Source organism: Pseudomonas sp. Q12-87 (genome assembly GCF_001269755.1).
Classification (GTDB): Bacteria; Pseudomonadota; Gammaproteobacteria; order Pseudomonadales; family Pseudomonadaceae; genus Aquipseudomonas; species Aquipseudomonas fluorescens_S.
In genome coordinates this window covers 54,552-80,576 of sequence record NZ_LHVI01000030.1, presented here as the reverse complement: position 1 = coordinate 80,576, position 26,025 = coordinate 54,552, and the positions used below count along the sequence as shown (strand labels likewise).

25 protein-coding genes are annotated in these 26,025 nt (G+C 61.2%); 18 read left to right on the top strand and 7 right to left on the bottom strand.

The features are described 5' to 3' along the window. A partial coding sequence (locus AD663_RS23170) for a transposase (RefSeq protein WP_157062737.1) occupies nt 1-403 on the bottom strand: 403 nt, incomplete at its 3' end. A 412-nt stretch (nt 404-815) separates the two neighbouring features. On the opposite strand from AD663_RS23170, the gene proB reads away from it, so the two are divergent. Both proB and AD663_RS23160 read left to right on the top strand, forming a co-directional pair. Then, nucleotides 816-1,934 carry a glutamate 5-kinase gene (gene proB, locus AD663_RS23165; RefSeq protein ID WP_003185596.1) on the top strand — a complete coding sequence of 373 codons (1,119 nt, stop codon included), beginning with the start codon at nt 816-818 and terminating at the stop codon, nt 1,932-1,934. 9 nt (nt 1,935-1,943) lie between these two features. Continuing rightward, nucleotides 1,944-2,408: a CreA family protein gene (locus AD663_RS23160; protein WP_003185595.1), complete on the top strand. Its 465-nt coding sequence runs from the start codon at nt 1,944-1,946 to the stop codon at nt 2,406-2,408. A gap of 184 nt (nt 2,409-2,592) precedes the next feature. Here AD663_RS23160 and rpsT read toward each other — a convergent pair whose 3' ends face one another. Next, on the bottom strand, nt 2,593-2,871 hold the full coding sequence (rpsT, locus tag AD663_RS23155; RefSeq protein WP_003185593.1) for a 30S ribosomal protein S20: 279 nt from the start codon (nt 2,869-2,871) through the stop codon (nt 2,593-2,595). A 254-nt stretch (nt 2,872-3,125) separates the two neighbouring features. Here rpsT and murJ point away from each other — a divergent pair, with 254 nt between their 5' ends. The 6 genes from murJ to ispH all read left to right on the top strand — a co-directional run bounded on the left by murJ (nt 3,126) and on the right by ispH (nt 10,596). Next, nucleotides 3,126-4,664 carry a murein biosynthesis integral membrane protein MurJ gene (murJ, locus tag AD663_RS23150; protein ID WP_053214611.1) on the top strand — a complete coding sequence of 513 codons (1,539 nt, stop codon included), beginning with the start codon at nt 3,126-3,128 and terminating at the stop codon, nt 4,662-4,664. Nucleotides 4,665-4,793: 129 nt separating this feature from the next. Then, a complete protein-coding gene (ribF, locus tag AD663_RS23145) occupies nt 4,794-5,732 on the top strand; it encodes a bifunctional riboflavin kinase/FAD synthetase (protein ID WP_003185589.1) in 939 nt (312 codons plus the stop codon). 13 nt (nt 5,733-5,745) lie between these two features. Then, nucleotides 5,746-8,577 (top strand): isoleucine--tRNA ligase, encoded by a 2,832-nt coding sequence (ileS, locus tag AD663_RS23140; RefSeq protein WP_003185587.1) that lies wholly within the window; start codon nt 5,746-5,748, stop codon nt 8,575-8,577. Then, nucleotides 8,570-9,082, top strand: a complete 513-nt coding sequence (gene lspA / locus AD663_RS23135; protein WP_003185585.1) for a signal peptidase II — start codon at nt 8,570-8,572, stop codon at nt 9,080-9,082. Before ileS ends, lspA begins: the two co-directional genes overlap by 8 nt. Beyond that, the gene (gene fkpB, locus AD663_RS23130) at nt 9,075-9,512 is read left to right on the top strand and encodes an FKBP-type peptidyl-prolyl cis-trans isomerase (protein WP_003185584.1); all 438 of its coding nucleotides are present in this window, start codon (nt 9,075-9,077) and stop codon (nt 9,510-9,512) included. Before lspA ends, fkpB begins: the two co-directional genes overlap by 8 nt. Nucleotides 9,513-9,648: 136 nt before the next feature. Further along, the gene (gene ispH, locus AD663_RS23125; RefSeq protein WP_003185582.1) at nt 9,649-10,596 is read left to right on the top strand and encodes a 4-hydroxy-3-methylbut-2-enyl diphosphate reductase; all 948 of its coding nucleotides are present in this window, start codon (nt 9,649-9,651) and stop codon (nt 10,594-10,596) included. Here the strand turns inward: ispH and AD663_RS23120 are convergent. After that, the gene (locus AD663_RS23120) at nt 10,550-11,089 is read right to left on the bottom strand and encodes a GspH/FimT family pseudopilin (RefSeq protein WP_053214610.1); all 540 of its coding nucleotides are present in this window, start codon (nt 11,087-11,089) and stop codon (nt 10,550-10,552) included. The genes ispH and AD663_RS23120 overlap by 47 nt on opposite strands. A 127-nt stretch (nt 11,090-11,216) precedes the next feature. Between AD663_RS23120 and AD663_RS23115 the strand changes: the two genes are divergently transcribed. From AD663_RS23115 to AD663_RS23080, 8 genes are all read left to right on the top strand, one after another. Beyond that, nucleotides 11,217-11,690 (top strand): GspH/FimT family protein, encoded by a 474-nt coding sequence (locus AD663_RS23115; RefSeq protein ID WP_003185578.1) that lies wholly within the window; start codon nt 11,217-11,219, stop codon nt 11,688-11,690. Beyond that, the gene (gene pilV, locus AD663_RS23110; RefSeq protein WP_053214609.1) at nt 11,687-12,148 is read left to right on the top strand and encodes a type IV pilus modification protein PilV; all 462 of its coding nucleotides are present in this window, start codon (nt 11,687-11,689) and stop codon (nt 12,146-12,148) included. The genes AD663_RS23115 and pilV overlap by 4 nt, the downstream gene beginning before the upstream one ends. After that, entirely contained in the window at nt 12,145-12,858 is a 714-nt protein-coding gene (locus tag AD663_RS23105; protein WP_003185573.1) for a PilW family protein, read from the top strand. The genes pilV and AD663_RS23105 overlap by 4 nt, the downstream gene beginning before the upstream one ends. Nucleotides 12,859-12,872: 14 nt before the next feature. Continuing rightward, nucleotides 12,873-13,352, top strand: a complete 480-nt coding sequence (locus AD663_RS23100; RefSeq protein ID WP_053214608.1) for a PilX N-terminal domain-containing pilus assembly protein — start codon at nt 12,873-12,875, stop codon at nt 13,350-13,352. Beyond that, nucleotides 13,339-16,440 (top strand): pilus assembly protein, encoded by a 3,102-nt coding sequence (locus AD663_RS23095; RefSeq protein WP_053214607.1) that lies wholly within the window; start codon nt 13,339-13,341, stop codon nt 16,438-16,440. The genes AD663_RS23100 and AD663_RS23095 overlap by 14 nt, the downstream gene beginning before the upstream one ends. A 10-nt stretch (nt 16,441-16,450) precedes the next feature. Next, nucleotides 16,451-16,852: a type IV pilin protein gene (locus AD663_RS23090; protein ID WP_003185567.1), complete on the top strand. Its 402-nt coding sequence runs from the start codon at nt 16,451-16,453 to the stop codon at nt 16,850-16,852. 58 nt (nt 16,853-16,910) lie between these two features. Beyond that, nucleotides 16,911-18,011 (top strand): glycine oxidase ThiO, encoded by a 1,101-nt coding sequence (gene thiO, locus AD663_RS23085; protein ID WP_053214606.1) that lies wholly within the window; start codon nt 16,911-16,913, stop codon nt 18,009-18,011. Nucleotides 18,012-19,356: 1,345 nt separating this feature from the next. Then, entirely contained in the window at nt 19,357-19,722 is a 366-nt protein-coding gene (locus tag AD663_RS23080) for a DUF6124 family protein (RefSeq protein ID WP_003185563.1), read from the top strand. A 50-nt stretch (nt 19,723-19,772) separates the two neighbouring features. Here AD663_RS23080 and AD663_RS23075 read toward each other — a convergent pair whose 3' ends face one another. The 4 genes from AD663_RS23075 to AD663_RS23060 all read right to left on the bottom strand — a co-directional run bounded on the left by AD663_RS23075 (nt 19,773) and on the right by AD663_RS23060 (nt 24,070). Beyond that, the gene (locus tag AD663_RS23075; protein ID WP_053214605.1) at nt 19,773-21,119 is read right to left on the bottom strand and encodes a sigma-54 dependent transcriptional regulator; all 1,347 of its coding nucleotides are present in this window, start codon (nt 21,117-21,119) and stop codon (nt 19,773-19,775) included. Then, on the bottom strand, nt 21,116-22,705 hold the full coding sequence (locus AD663_RS23070) for a PAS domain-containing sensor histidine kinase (protein ID WP_053214604.1): 1,590 nt from the start codon (nt 22,703-22,705) through the stop codon (nt 21,116-21,118). Before AD663_RS23070 ends, AD663_RS23075 begins: the two co-directional genes overlap by 4 nt. Then, nucleotides 22,695-22,928 carry a PP0621 family protein gene (locus AD663_RS23065; RefSeq protein ID WP_003185557.1) on the bottom strand — a complete coding sequence of 78 codons (234 nt, stop codon included), beginning with the start codon at nt 22,926-22,928 and terminating at the stop codon, nt 22,695-22,697. Before AD663_RS23065 ends, AD663_RS23070 begins: the two co-directional genes overlap by 11 nt. A gap of 125 nt (nt 22,929-23,053) precedes the next feature. Further along, nucleotides 23,054-24,070 carry an outer membrane protein assembly factor BamD gene (locus AD663_RS23060; protein WP_003185555.1) on the bottom strand — a complete coding sequence of 339 codons (1,017 nt, stop codon included), beginning with the start codon at nt 24,068-24,070 and terminating at the stop codon, nt 23,054-23,056. Between the two features lie 150 nt (nt 24,071-24,220). Here AD663_RS23060 and rluD point away from each other — a divergent pair, with 150 nt between their 5' ends. Next, entirely contained in the window at nt 24,221-25,183 is a 963-nt protein-coding gene (gene rluD, locus AD663_RS23055; protein ID WP_003185553.1) for a 23S rRNA pseudouridine(1911/1915/1917) synthase RluD, read from the top strand. Beyond that, the gene (gene pgeF, locus AD663_RS23050; protein WP_053214603.1) at nt 25,180-25,905 is read left to right on the top strand and encodes a peptidoglycan editing factor PgeF; all 726 of its coding nucleotides are present in this window, start codon (nt 25,180-25,182) and stop codon (nt 25,903-25,905) included. Before rluD ends, pgeF begins: the two co-directional genes overlap by 4 nt. Nucleotides 25,906-26,025: the final 120 nt, after the last annotated feature.

The window sequence follows — 26,025 nt, the reverse complement described above, 5'->3', positions numbered from 1 at the left end:
GGAAAAGGCTTATAAGCCGGCAATACAGGGGCGATGGCGGGGTCCATGGGTGCAACTGGTGGCCTTCGTTGTTCAAGTAACGAGCCAACAACCGAGCATCCAGCGCATCGGTTTTAGCGCGAACTTTCACACCTTTGCGGTAATGGCTGAGCTCGTAGCCGCCGATCATGTAGATCACACAACCTTGCGCATAAGCCAGGTCGGCGAATTCCTGGTGATAGATATTGGTGGCTTCGATGGCGACATCCACTGGCGCGGGCAACGCCTTGAGCCACTTCTTGATCGCAGCTTTGGTGTTGGGGATCGCTTCGAGTCGATCTGTTTCTGCGTGATAAATCACCAACTCATCCTTGGCGACATCAACACCCACGATCGGCTTTACGACAGAAACCGGCATTGCCATTGAAAATCCTCCGGGCTAAGGTTTGAACACTTGAAGGGTTCACCCAGAGGCGCAGGCTTGTTCCTATCGTCGGTCTAGGCCAGATGCATTCTTTATCGGCGCTTGGGTGAAAGGAGGAGGGGTGAAATCTCCCACGGTCTGTACTGCGGCTAACAGTCAGAATCGAGCCTTGTCCCTCCTCCTCCCTTCAAGTCCTACCATACAAGCGAGCCTGCTCGCTCCCACAAAGGTTTTTAGGGTGGCTGGCATAGGGGGCAGGTTCAAGTGTTTCAACGCAGTGTTATCATCGTCGGCAAGCCGGTTTCCAAGGCGCCGCTCATTCGAGCGGCGTTTTGGTATCTGTAAAACGCAAATACGAATAATCCCATGGGCGGCGCTGGGTCGCGTCGTTCGCTGGCAAAGGTTGAAGATGATGCGGAGCAAGGTGACGGGTGCGCAGCGCTGGGTCGTGAAGATCGGCAGCGCACTGCTGACAGCGGATGGCAAGGGGCTGGATCGTCAGGCAATGGCGGTGTGGGTCGAGCAGATGGTGGCCCTGCATGAGGCTGGCGTCGAGCTGGTATTGGTCTCCTCGGGAGCCGTGGCAGCCGGCATGAGCCGTCTGGGCTGGACGTCGCGACCCAGCGCGATGCACGAACTGCAGGCCGCCGCCGCCATCGGCCAGATGGGCCTGGTGCAAGCCTGGGAATCGAGCTTTGCCGAGCATGGCCGTCATACGGCGCAGATCCTGCTGACCCACGACGACCTGTCCGACCGCAAGCGCTACCTCAATGCCCGCAGTACCTTGCGCGCGCTGGTGGAGCTGAAAGTCATTCCGGTGATCAACGAGAACGACACGGTGGTCACCGACGAAATCCGTTTCGGCGACAACGACACCTTGGCCGCCTTGGTGGCGAACCTGGTGGAAGCGGACCTGTTGGTGATTCTCACGGATCGCGACGGCATGTTCGATGCCGATCCGCGCAACAACCCTGATGCCAACCTGATCTACGAAGCCCGTGCCGATGACCCGGCGCTGGACGCCGTCGCGGGTGGTACCGGTGGGGCGCTGGGCCGTGGCGGCATGCAGACCAAGCTGCGGGCGGCGCGCCTGGCCGCGCGCTCTGGTGCTCATACCATCATTGTCGGCGGGCGGTTGGAGCGCGTGCTGGATCGCCTGAAGGCCGGCGAGCGCATCGGCACTCTGCTATCACCCGAGCGCGGCATGCTGGCGGCGCGCAAGCAGTGGCTGGCAGGGCATCTGCAAACCCGTGGCACGCTGGTGCTGGATGCGGGGGCTGTTTCGGCCTTGTCCCAAGGCAACAAAAGTCTGTTGCCGGTGGGCGTGAAGCTGGTCCAGGGCAGTTTCCGGCGCGGCGAGATGGTTGTGTGCGTGGCACCCGATGGTCGCGAGATTGCCCGGGGCCTGGCCAACTACAGCGCGTTGGAAGCGCAGAAAATCATCGGTCAGTCGTCTGATGCGATTGTCGGTCTGTTGGGTTACATGGCGGAGCCTGAGCTGGTCCACCGTGACAACCTGATCCTCGTTTAAGGAAAAATCATGGGTTTGGCTAAAGGATTGATCGGCTTGCTGTTGGCAGTGCCGCTGCTGGCGTCGGCCGAAGAAATTGGCCAGGTGTCGACGGTGTTCAAGTTTGTCGGGCCGAACGACCGGATCGTCGTCGAGGCTTTCGATGACCCCAAGGTCGACGGTGTGACTTGCTACCTGTCGCGGGCCAAGACCGGCGGTGTGAAGGGTGGGCTTGGCCTGGCCGAGGATCGCGCCGAGGCGTCCATCGCCTGTCGCCAGGTTGGGCCTATCAGCTTCAAGGGTGAGCTCAAGGATGGTGACGAGGTGTTCAGGGAGCGTACCTCGCTGGTATTCAAGACTATGCAGGTGGTGCGTTTTCTCGACAAGAAGCGCAACACACTGGTTTACCTGGTCTACAGCGACCGCGTAATCGAGGGCAGCCCGCAGAATGCGGTGACGGCGATCCCGATCTTGCCGTGGGCCCGCGCTCAATAATCCAACGCAGAACACCCGTGTGGGAGCGGGCTTGCTCGCGAATGCGGTCTGTCAGTGGCGTAAGTGTCGCCTGGCGCACAGCATTCGCGAGCAAGCCCGCTCCCACATTTTTTTGCGATGGGCCTGTTAAATCCCAGGCAATAAAAAACCGACCCTGAGGTCGGTTTTTTAATGAGCGCGTCGCTTAGGCAGCAGCGGCAACGTTCAGGGCCTTTACGTGGCCATTCAGGCGGCTCTTATGACGAGCAGCCTTGTTCTTGTGGATGATGCCTTTATCGGCCATGCGGTCGATAACTGGCACAGCCAGAACGTAAGCAGCTTGAGCTTTTTCAGCGTCTTTTGCGTCGATGGCCTTAACTACGTTCTTGATGTAGGTACGGACCATGGAACGCAGGCTGGCGTTGTGGCTGCGACGCTTCTCAGCCTGTTTTGCACGTTTTTTGGCGGAAGGTGTGTTGGCCACCGTCGAGCTCCTCGAAAGACTTTTTGGGAAATAGCAAACAAAATAGGCCGCGAATCATGCCGATGAGTTGAAGTCTTGTCAAGGGCGGGTGACGCGTTCCGCTGAATGGCAGGTGCGACGCACCGGAGGATTTCTTTCCGGCGTGCGACCTGTAAACTCGCGGGCTTTGGCTCTGCACTGTTTAGCGGCGCGGAGTATCGCATAAGTGGGCGCGTTGTTCGCCTGCTGTTTATCGACAGGCAAAAACTCTTTTCATGAATCTGCTCAAATCGTTGGCTGCCGTCAGCTCTATCACGATGCTTTCCCGCGTCCTGGGGTTCGTTCGCGACACGCTGATCGCCCGGATATTCGGCGCCGGAATGGCCACCGATGCCTTCTTCATCGCCTTCAAGTTGCCTAACCTGTTGCGGCGAATCTTCGCCGAGGGCGCATTTTCCCAGGCCTTCGTGCCAATCCTGGCGGAATATAAAAGCCAGAAAGGCGAAGAGGCGACCCGCACCTTCATTGCCTACGTCACCGGGCTGCTGACGCTGGTGCTGGCGTTGGTCACGGCCGCCGGCATGCTCGCCGCGCCATGGGTGATCTGGGCCACGGCACCAGGTTTCACCGATACCCCGGAAAAATTCCAGCTCACCTCGGACCTGCTGCGGGTAACCTTTCCTTATATATTGCTGATTTCCCTGTCGTCCCTGGCCGGGGCGATCCTCAATACCTGGAACCGCTTTTCCGTGCCGGCCTTCGTGCCGACCCTGCTCAACGTCAGCATGATCGTGTTCGCGGTGTTTCTGACCCCGTACTTCAACCCTCCCGTGATGGCCCTCGGCTGGGCCGTGCTGGTGGGCGGCCTGGCGCAATTGCTGTATCAACTGCCCCACCTGAAGAGAATCGGCATGCTGGTGCTGCCACGGCTGAATCTGCGTGATAGCGGTGTGTGGCGGGTGATGAAGCAGATGCTGCCGGCGATCCTCGGGGTGTCGGTCAGCCAGATTTCGCTGATCATCAACACCATCTTCGCTTCGTTCCTGGTGGCCGGCTCGGTGTCGTGGATGTACTACGCCGACCGCCTGATGGAGTTGCCGTCCGGTGTGCTGGGCGTGGCCCTGGGCACGATTCTGCTGCCGACCCTGGCCAAGACCTACGCCAGCCAGGACCGCCATGAGTACTCGCGTATCCTCGATTGGGGCCTGCGCCTGTGCTTTGTGCTGGTCTTGCCGTGTTCCCTGGCGCTGGGAATCCTGGCCGAGCCGCTGACCGTTTCGTTGTTCCAGTACGGCCAGTTCAATGCCTTCGATGCCTCGATGACCCAACGAGCGCTGGTTGCCTATTCGGTGGGCCTGCTCGGGATCATCGTGATCAAGGTGCTGGCGCCGGGCTTCTACGCCCAGCAGAACATTCGCACGCCGGTGAAAATCGCCATTTTCACCCTGGTGATGACCCAATTGTTCAACCTGTTGCTCATCGGTCCGCTGGCCCACGCCGGCCTGGCCCTGGCGATCAGTGCGGGCGCTTGCCTGAATGCCGGGCTGCTGTTTTATCAACTGCGCAAGCAGAAGATGTATCAGCCGCAACCGGGCTGGGGCAAATTCGGCCTCAAGCTGCTGGTCGCCGTAGCGGTGATGTCGGCGGTCCTGCTGGGGGCGATGCATTTCATGCCGGCTTGGGGCGAAGGGCAGATGTTCGAGCGTTTCCTGCGCCTGGGCGTGCTGGTCGTCGCCGGCGTGGTGGCCTATTTCGGCATGTTGCTGCTGATGGGCTTCCGTTTGCGCGACTTCAATCGCAAGGCCTTGAGCTGAGGGCGGGCGCTCGATAATCCCGGGCCGGGCAGTGGTTTTGTCGGTTCGATCACTTTGGGTTACGGTGTTGCCTGTCGTCGGCCGCCGGGTGTGGTTATAATCGGCCACTTTATGAGCAAGAAGCGCGTTATGCAGCTGGTTCGAGGCCTCCACAACCTGCGCCCCCAGCATCGGGGCTGTGTCGCCACTATTGGCAACTTTGACGGTGTTCACCGTGGCCACCAGGCTATCCTGGCGCGGCTGCGCGAGCGTGCGCTGGAATTGGGCGTGCCCAGCTGCGTGGTGATCTTCGAGCCGCAGCCCCGGGAATTTTTCGCCCCGGACACCGCCCCGGCCCGTCTGGCCCGGTTGCGGGACAAGCTGCAACTGCTGGCCGCCGAGGGCGTCGACCGGGTCTTGTGCCTGGCCTTCAACCAGCGCCTGAGCAAGCTCAGCGCCGCCGAGTTCGTCGATACCATCCTGGTGGACGGTCTCGATGTGAAACACTTGGAAGTCGGCGATGATTTCCGTTTCGGTTGCGACCGTTCAGGCGATTTCGACTACCTGCAACAGGCAGGTATCGCCCAAGGCTTCACCGTCGAGGCGGCGCAGACCGTCGAGATGGATGGCTTGCGCGTCAGCAGTACCCAGGTCCGTAATGCCCTGGCGGCTGCCGATTTTGCATTGGCCGAGCGCTTGCTCGGCCGGCCGTACCGGATTGCCGGGCGGATCCTGCACGGGCAGAAACTGGCGCGCCAATTGGGCACGCCAACCGCCAACGTGCAGCTCAAGCGTCGTCGTGTGCCGCTGACCGGCGTATTCCTGGTGAGTGTCGATATCGACGGCAAGACCTGGCCCGGTGTTGCCAATATCGGCGTACGGCCCACGGTGCAAGGGGATGGCAAGGCCCATCTCGAAGTACACATTCTGGATTTTGCCGGCGATCTGTATGACCGGCGTTTGACGGTGGTTTTCCACCAGAAGCTGCGTGAAGAGCAGCGTTTTGCCTCTCTGGAGGCGCTCAAGACGGCGATCCATGCAGATATCGCCGCCGCCCGTGCCCTTGTCGCAACCAGCGCCAATCGCTAATGAAGAGCCTTAAATGACCGACTATAAAGCCACGCTAAACCTTCCGGACACCGCCTTCCCAATGAAGGCCGGCCTGCCTCAGCGCGAACCACAGATTCTGCAGCGTTGGGACAGCATTGGCCTGTACGGAAAGTTGCGCGAGATTGGCAAGGATCGTCCGAAGTTCGTCCTGCACGACGGCCCTCCGTACGCCAACGGCACCATCCACATCGGTCACGCGCTGAACAAGATTCTCAAGGACATGATCATCCGCTCCAAGACCCTCTCGGGTTTTGACGCGCCTTATGTCCCGGGCTGGGACTGCCACGGCCTGCCGATCGAGCACAAGGTCGAAGTGACCCACGGCAAGAACCTGGGCGCGGACAAGACCCGCGAACTGTGCCGTGCCTACGCCACCGAGCAGATCGAAGGGCAGAAGTCCGAATTCATCCGCCTCGGCGTGCTGGGCGACTTCGCCAACCCCTACAAGACCATGGACTTTGCGAACGAAGCCGGCGAAATCCGTGCCTTGGCGAAAATCGTCGAGGGCGGCTTCGTGTTCAAGGGCCTCAAGCCGGTGAATTGGTGCTTCGATTGCGGTTCGGCCCTGGCCGAGGCGGAAGTCGAGTACGAGAACAAGAAGTCCTCGACCATCGACGTCGCGTTCCCGATCGCCGATGAAGACAAGCTCGCCGCCGCGTTCGGCCTGGGCAAGCTGGCCAAGCCGGCGTCGATCGTGATCTGGACCACCACCCCGTGGACCATCCCGGCCAACCAGGCGCTGAACGTCCACCCGGAGTTCAACTACGCCCTGGTCGATGTCGGCGACAAGTTGCTGGTGCTGGCTGAAGAATTGGTCGAATCGTGCCTGGCCCGCTACAACCTCGAAGGCTCGGTGCTGGCCACTGCGCCGGGTTCGGCGCTGGAGCTGATCAACTTCCGTCATCCGTTCTACGACCGCTTGTCGCCGGTGTACCTGGCCGACTACGTGGAACTGGGCGCGGGGACCGGCGTGGTTCACTCCGCACCGGCCTATGGCGTCGACGACTTCGTGACCTGCAAGAAATACGGCATGGTCAACGATGACATCCTCAACCCGGTGCAGAGCAATGGCGTCTACGCGCCGTCGCTGGAGTTCTTCGGCGGCCAGTTCATCTGGAAAGCCAACCCGGCCATCGTCGACAAGCTGACCGAAGTCGGCGCGCTGCTGCATACCACCGTCATCGAACACAGCTACATGCACTGCTGGCGCCACAAGACCCCGCTGATCTACCGCGCCACCGCGCAGTGGTTCATCGGCATGGACAAGCAGCCAACCACCGGCGACACCCTGCGCCAGCGTTCGCTCAAAGCCATCGAAGAGACCCAATTCGTACCGGCATGGGGCCAGGCGCGCCTGCACTCGATGATCGCCAACCGTCCGGACTGGTGCATCTCCCGCCAGCGCAACTGGGGCGTGCCGATCCCGTTTTTCCTGAACAAGGAAAGCGGCGAGCTGCACCCGCGCACCGTTGAGCTGATGGAAGCAGTGGCCAAGCGTGTTGAAGTCGAAGGCATCGAAGCCTGGTTCAAGATGGATGCCGCCGAACTGTTGGGCGACGAAGCGCCGCTGTACGACAAGATCAGCGACACCCTTGACGTGTGGTTCGACTCCGGCACCACCCACTGGCACGTGCTGCGCGGTTCGCACCCGATGGGCCACGAGACCGGCCCGCGCGCCGACCTGTACCTGGAAGGTTCCGACCAGCACCGCGGCTGGTTCCATTCGTCGCTGCTGACCGGTTGCGCCATCGACAACCATGCGCCGTACCGCGAGCTGCTGACCCACGGTTTCACCGTCGACGAGTCCGGGCGCAAGATGTCCAAGTCCCTGGGCAACGTGATCGCGCCGCAGAAGGTCAACGACACCCTGGGCGCCGACATCATGCGCCTGTGGGTCGCGTCCACCGACTATTCCGGCGAGATGGCGGTTTCCGAGCAGATCCTGCAGCGCAGCGCGGACGCCTACCGGCGGATCCGTAACACCGCACGCTTCCTGCTCTCGAACCTGACCGGTTTCAACCCGGCCACCGACCTGCTGCCGGCCGAGGAAATGCTCGCGCTGGACCGTTGGGCCGTCGACCGTACCCTGTTGCTGCAACGCGAATTGCAGGAGCATTACGGCGAGTATCGCTTCTGGAACGTCTACTCCAAGATCCACAATTTCTGCGTGCAGGAACTGGGTGGTTTCTACCTCGACATCATCAAGGACCGCCAGTACACCACCGGTGCCAACAGCAAGGCCCGTCGTTCGTGCCAGACCGCGCTGTTCCACATCAGCGAAGCGTTGGTGCGCTGGATCGCGCCGATCCTGGCGTTCACCGCCGATGAGCTGTGGCAATACCTGCCGGGCGAGCGCAACGAGTCGGTGATGCTCAACACCTGGTACGACGGCCTGACCGAGTTGCCCCAGGGCTTCGAGCTGGACCGTGCCTATTGGGACCGGATCATGGCGGTCAAGACTGCGGTCAACAAGGAAATGGAGATCCAGCGCGCGGCCAAGGCCGTCGGTGGCAACCTGCAGGCCGAAGTCACGCTTTACGCAGAAGAGGCCCTGAGCGCCGACCTGGCCAAGCTGGGCAACGAGCTGCGCTTCGTGCTGATCACCTCCGCTGCCAGTGTCGCGCCATTGGTGCAGGCACCCGCCGATGCCGTGGTCACCGAAGTGGCCGGCCTGAAGCTCAAGGTAGTCAAGTCGAGCTTCGTCAAGTGTGCCCGTTGCTGGCATTGCCGCGAAGATGTCGGCGTGAATCCCGAGCATCCGGAAATCTGCGGTCGTTGCGTCGACAACATCAGCGGCACCGGTGAGGTTCGCCACTATGCCTAATGTGGCGGGCCGTTTCGGACGGCTGGGTTGGTTATGGTTGAGCGTGCTGGTTCTGGTCATCGACCAGGCCAGCAAGTACTACTTCGAAAGCTCGTTGACGATGTACCAGCAGATCGTGGTCATTCCCGACTACTTCAGCTGGACCCTGGCCTACAACACCGGCGCAGCGTTCAGCTTCCTGGCCGACAGTTCGGGCTGGCAGCGCTGGCTGTTCGCCCTGATCGCCGTGGTGGTCAGTGGCGTGCTGGTGGTCTGGCTCAAGCGCTTGGGGCGCGATGAAACCTGGCTGGCCGTGGCGCTGGCGCTGGTGCTCGGTGGCGCGCTGGGCAATCTGTATGACCGTATTGCCTTGGGCCACGTCATCGATTTCATTCTGGTGCATTGGCAGAACCGCTGGTATTTCCCGGCGTTCAACTTTGCCGACAGCGCCATCACCGTGGGCGCCGTGATGCTGGCCCTGGACATGTTCAAGAGCAAGAAAACCGGAGAAGCCGTCCATGACTGAGCAGCGTATCGCTCAAAACACCGAAGTGAAGCTTCACTTCGCCCTGCACCTGGAAAACGGCGACACCGTCGACAGCACCTTCGACAAGGACCCGGCTGTGTTCAAGGTTGGCGACGGTAACCTGTTGCCAGGCTTCGAAGCCGCGATCTTCGGTTTCAAGGCCGGCGACAAGCGCACCGTGGTCGTGCCGCCGGAAAACGCCTTTGGTCAGCCCAACCCGCAAAACGTGCAGACCATGCCACGCTCGCAGTTCCAGGACATGGAGCTGTCCGAGGGTTTGCTGGTGATCTTCAACGACGCCGCCAATACCGAGCTGCCGGGTGTGGTGAAGGCATTTGACGACGCCCAAGTGACCGTGGACTTCAACCACCCGCTGGCGGGCAAGACCTTGAGCTTCGAAGTGGAAATCATCGAGGTCAAGGCGGTTTAAGATTTAATGGGCATTGATTGCTCCAACAATACCTGTGGGAGCGAGCCTGCTCGCGATAACTGAGTCACAGCCGCCATCGAGTTGGCTGATCCACCGCATCGCGAGCAGGCTCGCTCCCACAGACACGAGGCACAGCATGCAAATCAAACTCGCCAACCCCCGTGGCTTCTGCGCCGGCGTGGACCGGGCGATCGAAATCGTCAACCGCGCCCTGGAAGTCTTCGGGCCGCCTATCTACGTGCGCCACGAAGTGGTCCACAACAAATTCGTTGTCGAAGACCTGCGTAGCCGCGGGGCCATTTTCGTCGAGGAACTGGACCAGGTGCCGGATGACGTCATCGTGATCTTCAGCGCCCATGGCGTTTCCCAGGCGGTGCGCAGCGAAGCCGCCGGCCGTGGCCTGAAGGTGTTCGACGCGACGTGCCCATTGGTGACCAAGGTGCACATCGAAGTGGCCCGCTACAGCCGTGACGGTCGCGAATGCATCCTGATCGGCCATGAAGGCCACCCGGAAGTCGAAGGTACCATGGGCCAATACGATGCCAGCAACGGCGGTGCGATCTACCTGGTCGAAGACGAGGAAGATGTTGCGGCCTTGCAGGTACGCAACCCCGAAAGCCTGGCCTTCGTGACCCAGACGACTCTGTCCATGGACGACACCAGCCGTGTGATCGACGCCCTGCGCGCTCGTTTTCCGGCCATTGGCGGCCCGCGCAAGGACGACATCTGCTACGCCACCCAGAACCGGCAGGACGCGGTCAAGCAACTGGCCGACGAATGCGATGTGGTCCTGGTCGTTGGTAGCCCGAACAGCTCCAATTCCAACCGTTTGCGGGAGCTGGCCGAGCGCATGTCCACGCCGGCCTACCTGATCGATGGGGCCGAGGATATGCAACGCAGCTGGTTCGATGGCGTCGAGCGTATCGGCATCACCGCCGGTGCTTCCGCGCCAGAAGTATTGGTGCGCGGCGTGATCCAGCAATTGCAGGCCTGGGGCGCAACGGGTGCCGATGAGTTGGCCGGTCGCGAGGAAAACATTACGTTCTCGATGCCGAAAGAGCTGCGCGTCCGCTCCTTGCTTTGAGTCCTTTTTCACACAGGGCCTGCTCGGCTTTGACACTTTCCATGCGGACACGGCCGGAAGGCGCCAATATCACTTGATGATGGCTGACCGGCCCGTGTCTGGCGCAGACATGCAGCGTACCGGCCTGAAAGCCGCCACTGGGCAGCAGCGCTTCCCCCAGGTTGCTGAACCTCACCGAACGTTTTATGTGCCGGTTGCCCATTACTCGAGCGCGGTTGCTGCGTTCCATCAGCACGGTTTTTTCCTTATCGTCCAGGGTAATGCGCCAGCCCCGGCCCCAATCGTTGTCTATCCCCCTGAGCACGACCGTCCGGTTGCGAGCGATGGCTTCGCTGCGGGCGCTGCGCAACCCGCTGATCAGTAATTGCGCGGTGTCATCGCGTTCGATGGATGCGATCAGCTCTTTGTAGCCCGTGCCGGTCCACGACAGAACAATTGCGGCGATTGCCAGTCCCATGAGCAGTTCGATCAGGCTGAAGCCCTGTTGATACATGATGTCTCCTCTCTGGAGCATGAAAATGGCGCGGTCCTGGCGCCGCAAGCCGAAACAACTGCACACACGGCGGCGGTTTGTTCTAGCGTGTAGAAGCAGGTATAGCCGACGGCAACGGAGGGCATCGATGGATCTTCGTACAAAAGGTTTCACGCTGGTCGAGGTGCTGGTGGCCTTGGCTGTGCTGCTGATCCTTATCACGATGGCGGTGCCGGCGTTCACCGGTTCGATGCAGGGCACCAAGGCCGACACCGATATCGGCGATCTGCGCCGAGCGCTGAACTTTGCCCGGATGACGGCGATCGACCGTGGCATCACCACGCGGATCCGCCCCACGGCCCAGGGCAGCGTCTGGAGCGGCGAATTGACGGTGTATGACAGCACAGGCACACCGGCCAATGTGTTGCGGGTTGTTCCGGCGATGAGCGGCGGTGCGACTCTGACGCTAACCTCAGAGGTGACCAACATCGATTTCAACAACCTGGGCGGCTTGTCGGCGCCGGCCACGCCGGTGAGTTTCAATTATGTGCGGGGAGCACAGACCAGGACGCTGAATGTTTGTCTCAATGGACGAATCGTATTGGGTGGAAGTTGCGGATGACCAATCGCAGTAAAAGGGCCCAGGAGGGTATGACGCTGATCGAGGTGCTGGTGGCAGTGCTGATTCTCGGCGTGGGCTTGTTGGGGGCGGCGATGATTCAGCTCAATGCCCTCAAGTACACCGACAGCTCGCGCATGACCAGCCAGGCCAGTTTCATCGCCTACGACATGATGGACCGCATCCGCGCCAACTCCGGCGCCGACTACACCATTACACCGCCCAGCTCGGCGAACCTCAACGTGGCCCGCGACCAGGACCTTTATGACTTCAAGACCAACATCATCGCCTTCGGTGGCGCCACGGCCACGGGCGCTGTGGCGCTGAACAAGCGGGTCTACACCATCACCATTTCCTGGGACGATGCCCGGGCCGCCAATACTACCAACGCGGCCGAGGCACGGCGCAGCTTCGTACTGACCAGCCGTGTCGCGGCAGACCCGGTGGGTACACCGCCATGAACAGCCGTAGTCGGGGGTTTGGCCTGATCGAATTGATGATCGCGCTGGTGCTCAGCCTGATCGTCGTGCTGGGTGTCGTGCAGATTTTCATCGCGGCCAAAAACACCTACGTCAGTCAGAGTGCTGCGGCGGCCATGCAGGAAGACGCCCGGTTCGTCCTGAGCAAAATGGTCCAGGAGCTTCGCATGGTGGGTATGTTCGGTTGTCTGGCGACCATTACCGATGCTTCCACGGCTAAAGATTTCAATGCCAGCCAGATCACCCCGATCCGCTGGGATGAGGCCAACAAAAAATTGACCTTGGTCACCGCCGACGTAGGTAATAGCGGTAGCGCTCCGACCTGGACTGTCCTTTCCGACTGCCGTACCTCGGCGACGGCCTACACAAACGCACGGGCGCCAGCGGCAGGGCAGTTGGCCTTCCCGATCCGCCGGCTGGTCTACAGCTTCAACAACAACCAATTGCTCCTGGGCAGCGGGGTCGGCAACCCGACCTTGTTTGTGCTGGTGGATAACGTGCGGGCGTTCGACGTGATGTTCGGCGTGGCCGGCAGCGCGACGGACAGCGCGACGTCCAGCTATATCAGCAATCCCTCTGATCCGGCGCTGATTCGCAGCGTGCGCCTGACCCTGACGCTCTTCGATCCGAAGAATGCCGTGCGCGAGCAGACTTTCAACGTGGTTGCCGCTTTGCGCAACCGGCTCTTGTAAGGGGAGGGCGACTGATGAATTCGACGCCCTTCGGGTACTCTCAGCGTGGCATGGCCTTGCTGGTCAGCCTGGTGTTCCTGTTGCTGCTGACATTGATCGGGCTGTCGTCGATGCAGAGCGCGACGCTCCAGGAAAAGATGACCAGCAGCGTCATGTTGCGCAACCAGTCCTTCCAGCTCGCCGAGGCGGCGTTGAGGCTCGGCGAGACGGCCGTGCAGGCCGAGACGTATTCGCTGGCCGTCTGTACCACCGCGACGCAATGCGCGCCGCCGGCCGAGTCGGCGACGGTTACGGCAGCCGGGCGCAACTCATCCTCGGGCGTGACCTGGGTCGCGGCCGGCAGCGGGTTTTATGGCGTGCAGAACATCGGCACCACGCTCTCGGCGGTCAACGTTCCCAGCAATACATCGGCGACGCTGTACCGGATCACGGCGGTGGCGGTGGTGGGAAACAATCAGCGCAGCGTGGTGGAGAGCATCTATGCGAAGTACTGAGGTGCGCCGCCACTGGAGGCAGGTGCTGTGGGGTGCGGTGCTCAGTCTTTACCTGACTGCCCCGGCCTACGCGTTCACGCCCTCTGATTCGCCGCTGCTGAGCGCGGCCGCCGTTACGCCGAACGTGATGTTGTTGATCGACGATTCAGGGAGCATGAACAACATCATCTGGGCGGCGGGGTTTGATCCGGAAGTGTCGCGTCCGGCTGTCATTAACTGTAATTCCAGTACCAGCTGTTTCGGCGGCGTACAGCTTGATCCAGACGATGGCAACGTTCTGCTGGCCGGCCTGTTCAGGGGCGGTTGTACGAGTGGCTGGTATGGTTTCTACCGAGGCAGCCTTAGCCGGGTCTGCCTGCGCATGCCGGACCCGGTGGGCGGCGGCAATACCCGCTACACCACCAAATACCTGGCGTATCTGCTGGCGTTGGCCAACGGTTCGAACCGGGATTTCACCACGGGCACGATCCCCAACGACTATCGAATCAACGTCGCGCGGGACGTTTCCAACGACCTGGTTACCAGCAATCGCGCATTACGCATTGGCCTCGCCACGTTCAATCCGCCCAACAGCAGTAATTCAGGCCCAGGTGGCTACATCGCCCGTTCGGTCAGTGATCTTTCGCCGGTCAGCGGCAGCGTGACCCAGGCCCAGGCCAATACCAATTACAACGCCCTGATCAGCGCCATCAATGCGCTGGGCGCCGTCGCGAATACACCGCTTGCCGAAAGCTACTATGAGGTCACTCGCTATTTCAGGGGCATGGCGCCGTACTACAACAGCACGCCCACTACCTACATCAGCCCGATCCAATACCGCTGTCAGAAAAATTTCGGCGTAGTGATCACCGACGGTTTGCCCACTTATGACCGGACGTTCCCCACCAACGACCCGCTGGGCGGCTCCCGGTTGCCGAACTGGGATGGCATCAGCGCCAACGATGGCGCGGACCCCAATGGTGACGGCGAGGGCGACACGCTTTACCTGGACGACGTGGCCAAGTTCGCCTTCGACATCGACATGCGCTCCACCGGCACCGATGCCACGGGCAAAGCCTGGAATACGGCGGATTTCCCCCGGCAATACCTCAACACTTACACGGTGGGGTTCACAGCGACCAACCAGATGCTGTCCGATGCCGCCCGCTATGGCGCTGGCAAGTATTATCAGGCGACCGACAGCGAAGGCTTGAGCTCGGCCCTTTCATCGGCCTTGAGCGACATCACCTCCAAAGCCGGATCGGGGGGCGGCGGCGCCACCAACGGTGCCTCGTTGTCCAGCACCTCCAGTTTCTACCAGACCACTTATGACCCCAAGGACTGGCGCGGCACGATCCGGGCGTTCGGCTTCACCTCGGCGGGCACGGTAGACATGGCAGCGGTGCAGTGGACCACCGACACCGCCATTGTGCCTGCCGCTGCTGCGCCGATTTATCAATCGTGGAACACCGCGACCAACGTGCCCATAACCCTGGCCTACGCCAATTTTTCACCGGCCCAACAGACCAGCCTCAACCAGAACCTGCCCACCGGGATTACCGGCAACGACCTGGTGGAGTGGAGCAAGGGCGTCAACAAGACCGGCCTGAAGGTGCGCAGTGTCTTGCTCGGGGACATCATCAATTCGCCGCTGGTACTGGCTTCGCCCAATGACCAGACCGCAGCGGATCTGATCAACGACACCAGCTACAGCAATTACCTGGCGACCAAGTCGACGAACATGAACGCCAGCCTGGTGGTAAACGCCAATGACGGATTTTTCAGCGTTATCAACAGTGCCAACGGTACGCGGCGCTACGCCTACATGCCTTCGAGCGTGCTGCCCTCATTGCAGGGCGTTGCCGATACCAACTACATCAACGGCGTGAGCCACCAGTTCCTGGTCGATGGACAGATCGGCGTATTCGACACGCAGTCGGGCAGCGCCTGGAAGACGGTGGCCGTGGGCGGCACAGGGGCCGGGGGCAGGACGTTCTTTGCCGTCCAACTGTTCGACGCGGCAGCGGGCAACGCGCTTCGGGCATTGTGGGAAATCAGCGCACCGGCCGTAGCCAATACAACCAACAGCTTCAATGACTTGGGCTACGCCTACGCGCGACCCGAAGTCGCCCGCTTGGCGGACGGGCGCTGGGCCGCGTTCATTGCCAACGGCTACGGCAGCAACAGCGGCGTGGCGGCGTTGTACGTGGTAGATATCCGCGACGGTTCGTTGATCAAGAAGATCGTAATCAACAGCAGCGAGACGGATAACGGCCTGTCGTCGGTCAAGCTTCGGGTCAATTCCCAGAACGTGGTCCAGGCGGCATATGGCGGCGACCTGAAAGGGCGGATGTGGAAATTCGACCTCAGCGGCACGTCACCCACCGCTTGGGGCCTGGCCTTTGCCGGCCAGCCGTTGTTTACGGCGCCCGGCGGGGCGACCCAACCGATTACGGTCCAGCCCCTACTGGCAGACAATCCCCAGGGCGGTACCCAGGTCTTTTTCGGCACCGGTAAATTCAACGAAACGACCGACAAGCTCAACAAGGACCTTCAGGCGTTCTACTCGATATGGGATGCCACTGGCGGAGCGGGGCAGATCACGGTGTCGAGCCTGCAGGCCCAATCCATCACCGGGGTGTTTTCCGGCAGCACAGGGCAGTTCGTGACCACCAGCCAGACTGACGTGACCTATCCTTCGAAAAAGGGCTGGTACCTGCCCTTGGTTTACAACAACGCATTGACCGGTGAACGGGTGATCAACCCGGCCAACCTGGTGCTCGGGCGTGTGGTCTTCACCACGGCAGCCGTGGACACCACCGACCCTTGCGCCAGCTTCGGTACCGGCAAACTGATCGAAGTGGATGCGTTCAACGGTAAGATGCTCAACTATGCGGTGCTCGATACCAACGGTGACGGCACGCTCAACAGTTCCGACGCCCTCTCCAGCGGGGTCGTGTTCACCGGTGGTATCCCGACCTTGAGTGCGATCGTCAACGCCAACGGGGCCACCAACATGATCGTGAACGATTCCGGTGGCGGCATCACCGACCTGCTTGAAAAATCCGTGGGCGGCAGCCGCCGCATCATGTGGCGACAAATACAGTGAGAGGCAAGGCATGCGCAGATCCAACCGGGGTTTCACCTTGATCGAAATCATGATCGTGATTGCGATCATCGGTATCGTGATCACCATTGGCTATCCGAGCCTGACCGAGTACATGAAGAAGGGCCGACGCACCGAAATTGCCGGGTTGTTGTCGGAGCAGGCGCAGATTCTCGAGCGCTACTACTCGAAGAACAACGTGTATACCAATGCCACCGGCCTGAGCGGCGGTAACGATTTCTACACCATTACCCAGACGCTGGCGGACCAGAGCTTCACCCTGACTGCCGTGCGCAAGAATGGCTCGTCCATGGCCACGGACAAGTGCGGTGATTTCACGATCAACAACACCGGCGCACGGGGCATGCTCAACGCCGCTGCGGGGCTGACCACCAAGGATTGCTGGGGCCGCTGAGTTTCCTTTATCCGGGCGCTGACTTGCGCCCTCTCTGTCTTGTGAGTTGAATCAGAACATGACCAGGCAACAGCAAGTGGTGATTGTCGGTGGCGGAGTGATCGGCCTGCTGACGGCGTTCAATCTGGCGTCCGAAGGGCAGCGAGTGGTGCTGTTGGACCGTTCGAGCGTCGGCCAGGAGGCGTCTTGGGCCGGTGGCGGTATCGTTTCGCCGTTGTACCCGTGGCGCTACAGCCCAGCGGTGACCGCCCTGGCCCACTGGTCGCAGGATTTTTATCCACAACTGGGCGAGCGTTTGTTCGCCGCCACCGGAATCGATCCGCAAGTGCATGTCACCGGCCTGTACTGGCTGGACCTGGATGACCAGGACGAAGCACTGGCCTGGGCCGAGCGGGAAGGGCGCCCGTTGCGGGCTGTGGATATCTCTGCCGTACATGATGCAGTGCCGGTGCTGGGCGCGGGTTTTTCCCGAGCGATTTATATGGCCAATGTGGCCAACGTGCGTAATCCCCGCCTGGTGAAATCCCTCAAGGCTGCGCTGCTGGCGATGCCCAATGTCACGGTTCATGAAAATTGTGAAGTCAGCGGCTTTATCCGCGACGGCGACCGTGTCGTGGGGGTGAATTGTTCTGCCGGTGAGCTGCGTGGCGATCATGTGGTGCTGGCCGCAGGCGCCTGGAGCGGTGAACTGGTCAAGACGCTGGGGTTGAAACTTCCAGTCGAGCCGGTCAAGGGCCAGATGATTTTGTACAAATGTGCGTCGGACTTTTTATCGAGCATGGTCCTTGCGAAAGGCCGCTATGCCATTCCCCGTCGTGATGGACACATTTTGATCGGCAGTACGTTGGAGCGTGAAGGCTTCGACAAGACGCCTACGGATGTGGCGTTGGAAAGCCTAAAGGCTTCGGCGTTGGCGCTGATTCCGGAGCTGGCGGGTGCCGAGGTGGTTGGGCATTGGGCTGGGTTGCGGCCTGGGTCGCCTGAAGGCATTCCGTATATCGGCGAGGTGCCGGGGTTTGCTGGGCTATGGTTGAATTGTGGGCATTATCGCAATGGGTTGGTGCTGGCGCCGGCTTCGTGTCGGTTGTTTACGGATCTGATGTTGGGGCGGGAGGCGGTGATTGATCCTGTGCCTTATACGCCGGCGGGGCGCTTGTAAGGTCCGGTTTTTCTTGTGGAGCGGGCTTGCTCGCGACGGCTGTGTGTTGATCGAGTACATATCCATTGCTGCGGTAACGGCTACTTAGGGTTCCGCCCTTACGGCGTCTCACTTTTGAGAAGCGCAAAAGTAAGCAAAACGCTTTTGCCCCACCACTCGGTGCCTCGCCTAGGCTCGGCATGCCCGAACGTAGGCATTGCTCCGTGGGCCCGCCGCGAAGGGCCATCCATGGCCCAGCGCGGCTACCTCGGCATCCATGCCGAGGTGCCCACTGCGCAATACCTACGTTCGGCCATCGTGGTTAACGGGGCGCCGAGATCAACGTCCGTCGCGAGGCGGCCTGATAGCCGACCTGTCTCTTTTGTCGTACTCCGACCCAATTGTGCGAGCTTGCTCGCGAAGGCGGCCGGTACATACGACATCCTGGTTGACTGCGGTCGCGTCTTCATAGCCTCAGCCTGTTCGCGATAACGGTAATTCCGTGACATCGCGGTTGGATTTCCTACCGTCATCGCGAGCAAGCTCGCTCCCACATTTAGACCTTCAACAGCCACAAAATTTGTATACACCACACATCTCTTGTGGGAGCGAGCTTGCTCGCGATGAGGCCAGCAAACGCAACATCCTCATCGACAGTGACATCGCCTTCGCGAGCAAGCCCGCTCCCACAGGAGAAATGCGGTCCCCATCAAGAACCAGGTCGGCTATCAGGCCGCCTCGCGTCGGACGTTGATCTCGGACGCCCCATTAACCACGCTGGCCGAACGCAGGCATTGCACAGTGGGCATCCCGGCATGGATGCCGGGATAGCCGCGCTGGGCCATGGATGGCCCTTCGCGGCGGGCCCACGGAGCAATGCCGGAGTGAGGGCACACCGAGCCTAGGCGAGGTGCCGAGTGGTGGGGCAGAAGCGCTTTGGTTACTTTCGCGCTTTTCGAAAGTGACCCGCCGTCAGGGCGGAACCCTAAGTAGCCTTTACCGCAGAAATGGATATACACACATCCCGATGCCCTGACAGCCAAACCAGATTTGTGAGAAAGGTCGGACAAAATTCTGAATCGAGCTGAATTTTCCGACGATCTCTGGCGGTTGCCGAGTGGGAAGGGCTCTGGCTAACCTTTCTCGTCGCTGCCAATTCAGCGTCCGGGCGTCGCGGCCCGCTAACTTGGTGCATAATTCCAGTCCACGACGGTGCCTCGGTATTTGTCGTGTCATGGCTGGCTGTGCGTGGGATACCTTCGGGTATGCCGGGTGTTCAAGTTCTCGGTCCGCGAACCTGCGTACAGCTGCCACCTCCAATCGCGTCGCGGCGATCGGTGGCAGCTCCATAACTTGGAGATGCACGATGATCAAGGTCACACCCAATCCCCCCGAAACCGATTCCACATCAGCTCAAAACGGACTCGATCCTCAAAAGCTCGACGAAGCCGCCAAACGCGCCCTCGACTATTACCTAGCCCCGAAGCCTGAAGCCAAAAAGAAACCATCCTCAAACCAGCTATACACCGTCGTGGAAGGCATCGACACCGAATGCCTCCTCGCCAACCTCAGCGAAACCCTTGCCTCAGCCAACGCAACAATCAGCGACCTGGCCTTCGAACTCGACGGCTCGCGACGGCATGTTGCATTGGGGGTGCAACAGCTGATCGAGTTGAGTGAGTTGCTAGCCAATCGTGTGCTGGACGAGCAGGTGCCGGTGCCGAAGGGCTAGAAAAGCTGCCAAGGCGAACACAGGGGCAGCATGGGCTGGAGAGCCGTGGCTCAATCCAACCCCAGCTTCTTCAACCGATACCGCATCGACCGAAACGACAACTTCAACCGCTGGGCCGCCGCCGTACGGTTCCAGCGGGTTTCTTCCAGGGCCTGGAGGATCAGTTTGCGCTCGACGTCTTCCAGGTAATCTTCCAGGTTGTCGACCTGCATCAAATCCGGCTTGCCCGCCTCGGTGGTGCTATTGCCCTCGGCCAGGCGCAGGTCGTCGGCTTCGATCTGTTGGTGTTCGCATAAGGTGTAGGCCCGTTCGAGCATGTTCTCCAATTCCCGCACGTTTCCCGGAAAGCGGTAGTTTCGAAGGGCCTCCAGGGCTTGGGGATGGAGTTTCACAGCAGGGCTGCCGGTGTTCAGGGCCAGGCGCTGCAGCATATGGTTGGCCAATGGTTCGATGTCTTCGCGACGTTCGCGCAAGGGCGGGACGCGCAGTTCGATGACGTTCAGCCGGTAATACAAATCCTGGCGGAAGCGCCCGGCGGCAACTTCAGCGTCCAGGTCCTTATGGGTCGCGCAGAGGATGCGTACGTCCACCACTTCTTCCTGCTGGCCGCCGACCGCGCGCACGGCTTTTTCCTGGATGGCCCGCAGCAGTTTGACCTGCATCGCCAAAGGCAGGTCTGCCACTTCATCAAGAAACAGAGTGCCACCATGGGCAACCTGGAACAGTCCGGGCTTGTCTTCGATGGCGCCGCTGAAGCTGCCTTTTCTGTGTCCGAAAAACTCGCTTTCCATCAGTTCGGTGGGAATTGCCCCACAGTTGACCGGCACAAAACCCTGGCTGGCGCGCGGGCCTTGTTCGTGGATCAACCGCGCGACCAGTTCCTTGCCACAGCCGGACTCGCCGCTGATATATACCGGCGCCTGGCTTCGGGCGAGTTTTTCGATCTGTTTACGCACGCTGCGCATCGGCGGAGAGTCGCCCAGCAGGCAGCGTTCGAGGGTGACGATCGGGGTGGCGACCGTTGGCAGGCGCAAGGCACTGCTGACCAGCTCTCGCAGCCGCCCCAGGTCGACCGGTTTGGTCAGGAAATCGAAGGCTCCGGCCTTGAGGGCGTCAATAGCGGTCTCCAGGCTGCCGTAGGCGGTGATCATCGCCACGGGCAGTTGGGGGTAACGCTGCTGGATGTGCTGCACCAGTTCCAGGCCGGTGCCGTCGGGCAGGCGCATGTCGGTCAGGCACAGGTCGAAGGCTTCGCCTGCCAGCAGGTCCTGGGCTTGGGCGAGGTTCTTGGCGCTGCGGGTGTCGAGTTTCATCCGGCCCAGGGTGATGTCCAGGAGTTCGCGGATGTCCGGTTCGTCATCGACGATCAGGATTCGTTGCCGTGAGCGATTATTCAAATCTGTTTCCGTCCGTGAGCAAAAGTGATGCGAAAGCAACCGCCGCCTTGGCGTGATTTGAAGTCTAGGCGGGCCTGGTTGCTTTCGCACAGCTCACGGGACAGATAGAGCCCAAGGCCGGTGCCTTGGCTGCTGGTGGTGAAGAAAGGTTCGAACAAGTGCGCCTGCTGGTCCGGCGTCACGCCGGGGCCGTTGTCGATGATGTCCAGCGTGGGCAGTTGGCTGTGAGGGTCGATGAACAGCTTCAGCCAGACTTCAGCCTGGTCATGGACCATCGCGCCGTGGCGCCACGCGTTGCTTAACAGGTTGCCGAGCACTTGGGTCAGCTGGACGGGGTCCATCAGCGTGGTGTAGTCGCCGGGGTCGATGCTCAGGTGCAATTGCTGGTGCTCGGTCATGCTTTCGCGGGTTTGCCTGACGAACGGTTCGAGCCAGGTCCGCAGATCCAGGCGTTGTGGCGTGGTGGGTTGGCGGCGGGACAATTGGAGGACGTTCTCAATGACGCGATTCATTCGTTGGGAGTGGTCTTGAATAATCTGCGTCAGACGCCGATCTGCGTCGTTCAGTTCCTCTGACTCACGCAACAATTGCGCCGCATGGCTGATGGCACCCAGCGGGTTGCGGATTTCATGGGCGATACCGGCGGTCAGGCGTCCGAGGGAGGCGAGTTTGAGCTGTTGGGCTTGCTGGGCGACCTGGGCCAGGTCATCGAGAAATACCAGGGTCTGATGCTGGTCGTTGTGCCCCAGGGCGATGAAGCTCGGTTGAAGGGTAAGGCCATTGCCCCTGATGGTCAGGCTTTGCGGACGTAGGCTGGGGTTGTTCCGCCACAGTTGCAGGCGTTCGACCAGGGCCGTTGAGTACTGCTCGATTGGCTGGCCGACCAGATCGTGCATACCCAGCAGGTTCAGCGCGCTTTCGTTGGCCAGTTGCACCCGGCCTTGACGGTCGAGCACCAGGATCCCGGTGCGCATGCGTTGCAGGATCAATGCATTGAGCGCTTCGAGGCCCACCACTTCGCTGGCCCGTTGCTCGGCCAGGGTTTCGCTGGCTTCCAGTCGTCGGGTCAGGCCCTGTACCAGCAGCGCCGCAGCAAAGCACAACGCACCCAGGGTGCCGGCCTGCAAATAGCTACTGGGGCGGTTCGAGTCGCTGAGGCCGAGAAAGAAGGTCGAACCGATGATGCCGAGAGTGGCAACGGCTGCTATCAACAGGCCGATCCGGCCCCGCAACAGCGTATTGCCGATGGCCACCGAGACGATGAGCAGGTTGCCGACGGCGCTGGGGGCGCCGCCCGCGACGAAGAACAGCCATGAGAGCAGCAGCACATCGGTCAGGGCCAGGCCGAACAGGCGGGCGGGGCGGCGGGTGTTTTCAAGAAACACCACCAGCAAGATATTCAACACCAGGTACAACCAACTGCCACTGCGCAGCAGGTCGTCGTTGGCGAACTCCAGCAGGCGGTTGTCCATGTTGCTGGAAATAAGCAGCACCAGGGTGATGCCGATGCTCAGACGGTACAGATGATAAAGACGCAGCAGGCGCTGCGCCTGTTTGTCGCGCGGGCTTAGGGCCTCAGCGATCACGGGTGCTCGGGCCTTGCTCGAGGTGAGCCTGGCTGCAATACCACTGTTGTTCGAGAGCTCGCGCCCGGTCACGGGGCAGGTGCACGCCGCAATGGGCGCAACGAACCATGGGCGGCGCGTCCTGCTCGCGCGTGGCGGTCGGCGCGGAGGAGGCACCCTTGAACTTGCGCCAGAACCATACCGCGGCGGCGATCAGGGCAATCCAGAATAGTAAACGAAGCATGATGGGCGGCTTTTTGGTTAGAGATCAGGCAGTTTAGCCAAGGACAGGAACGGCGCACAGCGCTATAAAACCCAGGCACAAAAAAGGGAGACCGTACGGTCTCCCTTTTCGTAGGTGCCTTGGGCTCAGTCGAACAGGCCGAAGGTCAGGTGGCTGAACCAGGAGCGGTCGCTGGACTCGCTCTCAGGCTCTTCTGCTTCGATCACATCGCCATTCTCGTCCTTGGGCTTGAGCTCGTTCGGAATGGCTTCCTTGGCGTCCTGGAACTGACGCTGTACGTCCTGGTTGGCGCGGGTTTCACCCGGCGGCAGCGGCGGACGGGACTCGATCAGGCCCAGGGTAGCCTTGCTCAGCCACGAACGGTTGTCCGCTTCGTCAACCCGTGGGGTGAACTGGCCGTCGACCAGCGAAGGGTGATCCGGGTAGTTCAGCTTCAGGGTTTCCAGGCTGGTGGCTGCCAGGTCATCGAGGTGCAGGCGCTGGTAGGCTTCGGTCATCACAGCCAGGCCGTCACCCACCGAAGGGGTTTCCTGGAAGTTCTCCACCACGTAGCGGCCACGGTTGGCGGCGGCGACGTAGGCCTGGCGGGTCAGGTAGTAGTCGGCCACGTGGATTTCGTAGGATGCCAGCAGGTTGCGCAGGTAGATCATGCGCTGCTTGGCATCCGGCGAGTAGCGGCTGTTGGGGAAGCGGCTGGTCAGCTGGGCGAACTCGTTATAGGAGTCGCGCGCGGCGCCCGGGTCACGCTTGGTCATGTCCAGCGGCAGGAAGCGCGCCAGCAGGCCGACGTCCTGGTCGAAGGAGGTCAGCCCCTTGAGGTAATAGGCGTAATCGACATTCGGGTGCTGCGGGTGCAGGCGAATGAAGCGCTCGGCGGCGGATTTTGCAGCTTCCGGCTCGGCGTTCTTGTAGTTGGCGTAGATCAGCTCCAACTGGGCCTGATCGGCGTAGCGACCGAACGGATACCGCGATTCCAGGGCCTTGAGCTTGGCCGTGGCGCTGGTATAGCTGTTGTTGTCCAGGTCGTTCTGCGCCTGTTGGTACAGTTCGACTTCGCTCAGGTTTTCGTCTACGACTTCCTTCGACGAGCAAGCAGCAGTCAATGCGAGGATGGCGATCAGCAGCAGGTGTTTCACTTGCATGGCGGCTTGCGTCCCTATGACGGCCGCTGTCTTGGGCGGGGCCGTCCTGTTATGATGAGCGCCCCGTTGAAAGCCTCGGGGCAAAAGACGCCGTATTTAACCACAAGCGCGCAGCCGAAACCAAAGGCTGTGCCGACGCCTAGTCCGAGCATGTCCGATAAAATAGAACTTCGCGCAGAGGTGCCGTCCGATTTGGGCGGCCAACGCCTCGATCAAGTCGCCGCCCAACTCTTCGCCGAGCACTCGCGCTCGCGCCTTTCCGCCTGGATCAAGGACGGCCGCCTGACTGTGGATGGGGCGGTCATTCGCCCGCGCGACATCGTCCACGGTGGCGCCATCCTCGAGCTGACCGCCGAACAGGAGGCCCAGGGAGAATGGGTCGCCCAGGACATTGCCCTGGACATCGTCTATGAAGACGATGACATCCTGGTGATCAACAAGCCTGCGGGCCTGGTGGTGCACCCGGCTGCGGGCCATGCCGACGGCACCCTGCTCAACGCCTTGCTGCACCACGTACCGGACATTATCAATGTGCCCCGTGCCGGCATCGTGCATCGCCTGGACAAGGACACCACCGGCCTGATGGTCGTGGCCAAGACCATCCAGGCGCAGACACAGCTGGTCACACAGCTGCAGAGCCGCAGTGTCAGCCGCATCTATGAATGCATCGTGATCGGCGTGGTCACTGCCGGTGGCAAGATCAACGCGCCGATCGGTCGTCATGGCCAGCAACGCCAGCGCATGGCGGTGATGGAAGGCGGCAAGCAAGCGGTCAGTCATTACCGCGTGCTCGAACGCTTCCGCTCCCACACCCACGTGCGGGTCAAGCTGGAAACCGGCCGTACCCACCAGATCCGCGTGCACATGGCGCACATCAACTTCCCATTGGTGGGCGACCCGGCCTACGGCGGTCGTTTCCGCATTCCGCCGGCCGCCAGCATCACCATGGTCGAGTCGCTGAAGAACTTCCCGCGCCAGGCGCTGCATGCGCGGTTTCTGGAGCTGGATCATCCGACCACCGGCAAGCGCATGAGCTGGGAGTCGCCGTTGCCGGATGACTTCGTCTGGCTGTTGACGCTGCTCAAGCAGGACCGCGAGGCGTTCATCGGATGAGTGACTGGCTGATACCCGACTGGCCCGCGCCGGCCCGGGTCAAGGCCTGCGTCACCACCCGAGCGGGCGGCGTCAGCCTGGCGCCGTTCGACAGCCTCAACCTCGGCAATCATGTGGACGACGACCCGACGGCCGTCGCCGAGAACCGTCGTCGCCTTACCGATCACTTCGCCATCGCACCGGCCTGGCTGCAGCAGGTCCATGGCACTGTCGTGGTCGAGGCTGACCCGGCGCGGGTCGCGACCGCCGATGCCAGTTGGACCGCAACGCCGGGTATCGCCTGCACGGCGATGACGGCGGATTGCTTGCCGGTGCTCTTCTGCAACCGTGCCGGCAGCCGCGTCGCGGCGGCCCATGCCGGTTGGCGCGGGCTGGCGAACGGGGTGCTGGAAGCCACGCTCGACAGTCTTGCAGTGCCCTCCGATGAGATACTGGCCTGGCTCGGCCCGGCCATCGGCCCGCAAGCGTTCGAAGTCGGGCCGGAAGTGCGTGAAGCCTTTGTCGCGCAACTGCCCCAGGCGACGCAGGCCTTTGCACCCAGCCACAACCCCGGCAAATTCCTCGCCGACATTTATGCGCTGGCGCGTTTGCGCCTGGCGGCGCGCGGTGTTACGGCAGTCTACGGTGGCGGCTTGTGCACCGTGACCGATCCGCGCTTCTTTTCCTACCGGCGCAACCCACGCACCGGTCGCTTCGCTTCCCTGGTTTGGATCGAACGCTAGACTTCTCTGATCTGCATCAACAGTGCGCTGCTTGAATCTTCCAGAATCGACCACATCTATAGCGGTATCTGGCAGGTTTCTTCATTCAGGATGTTTTTCGGTCCGGCCTGCTCAAAAGGA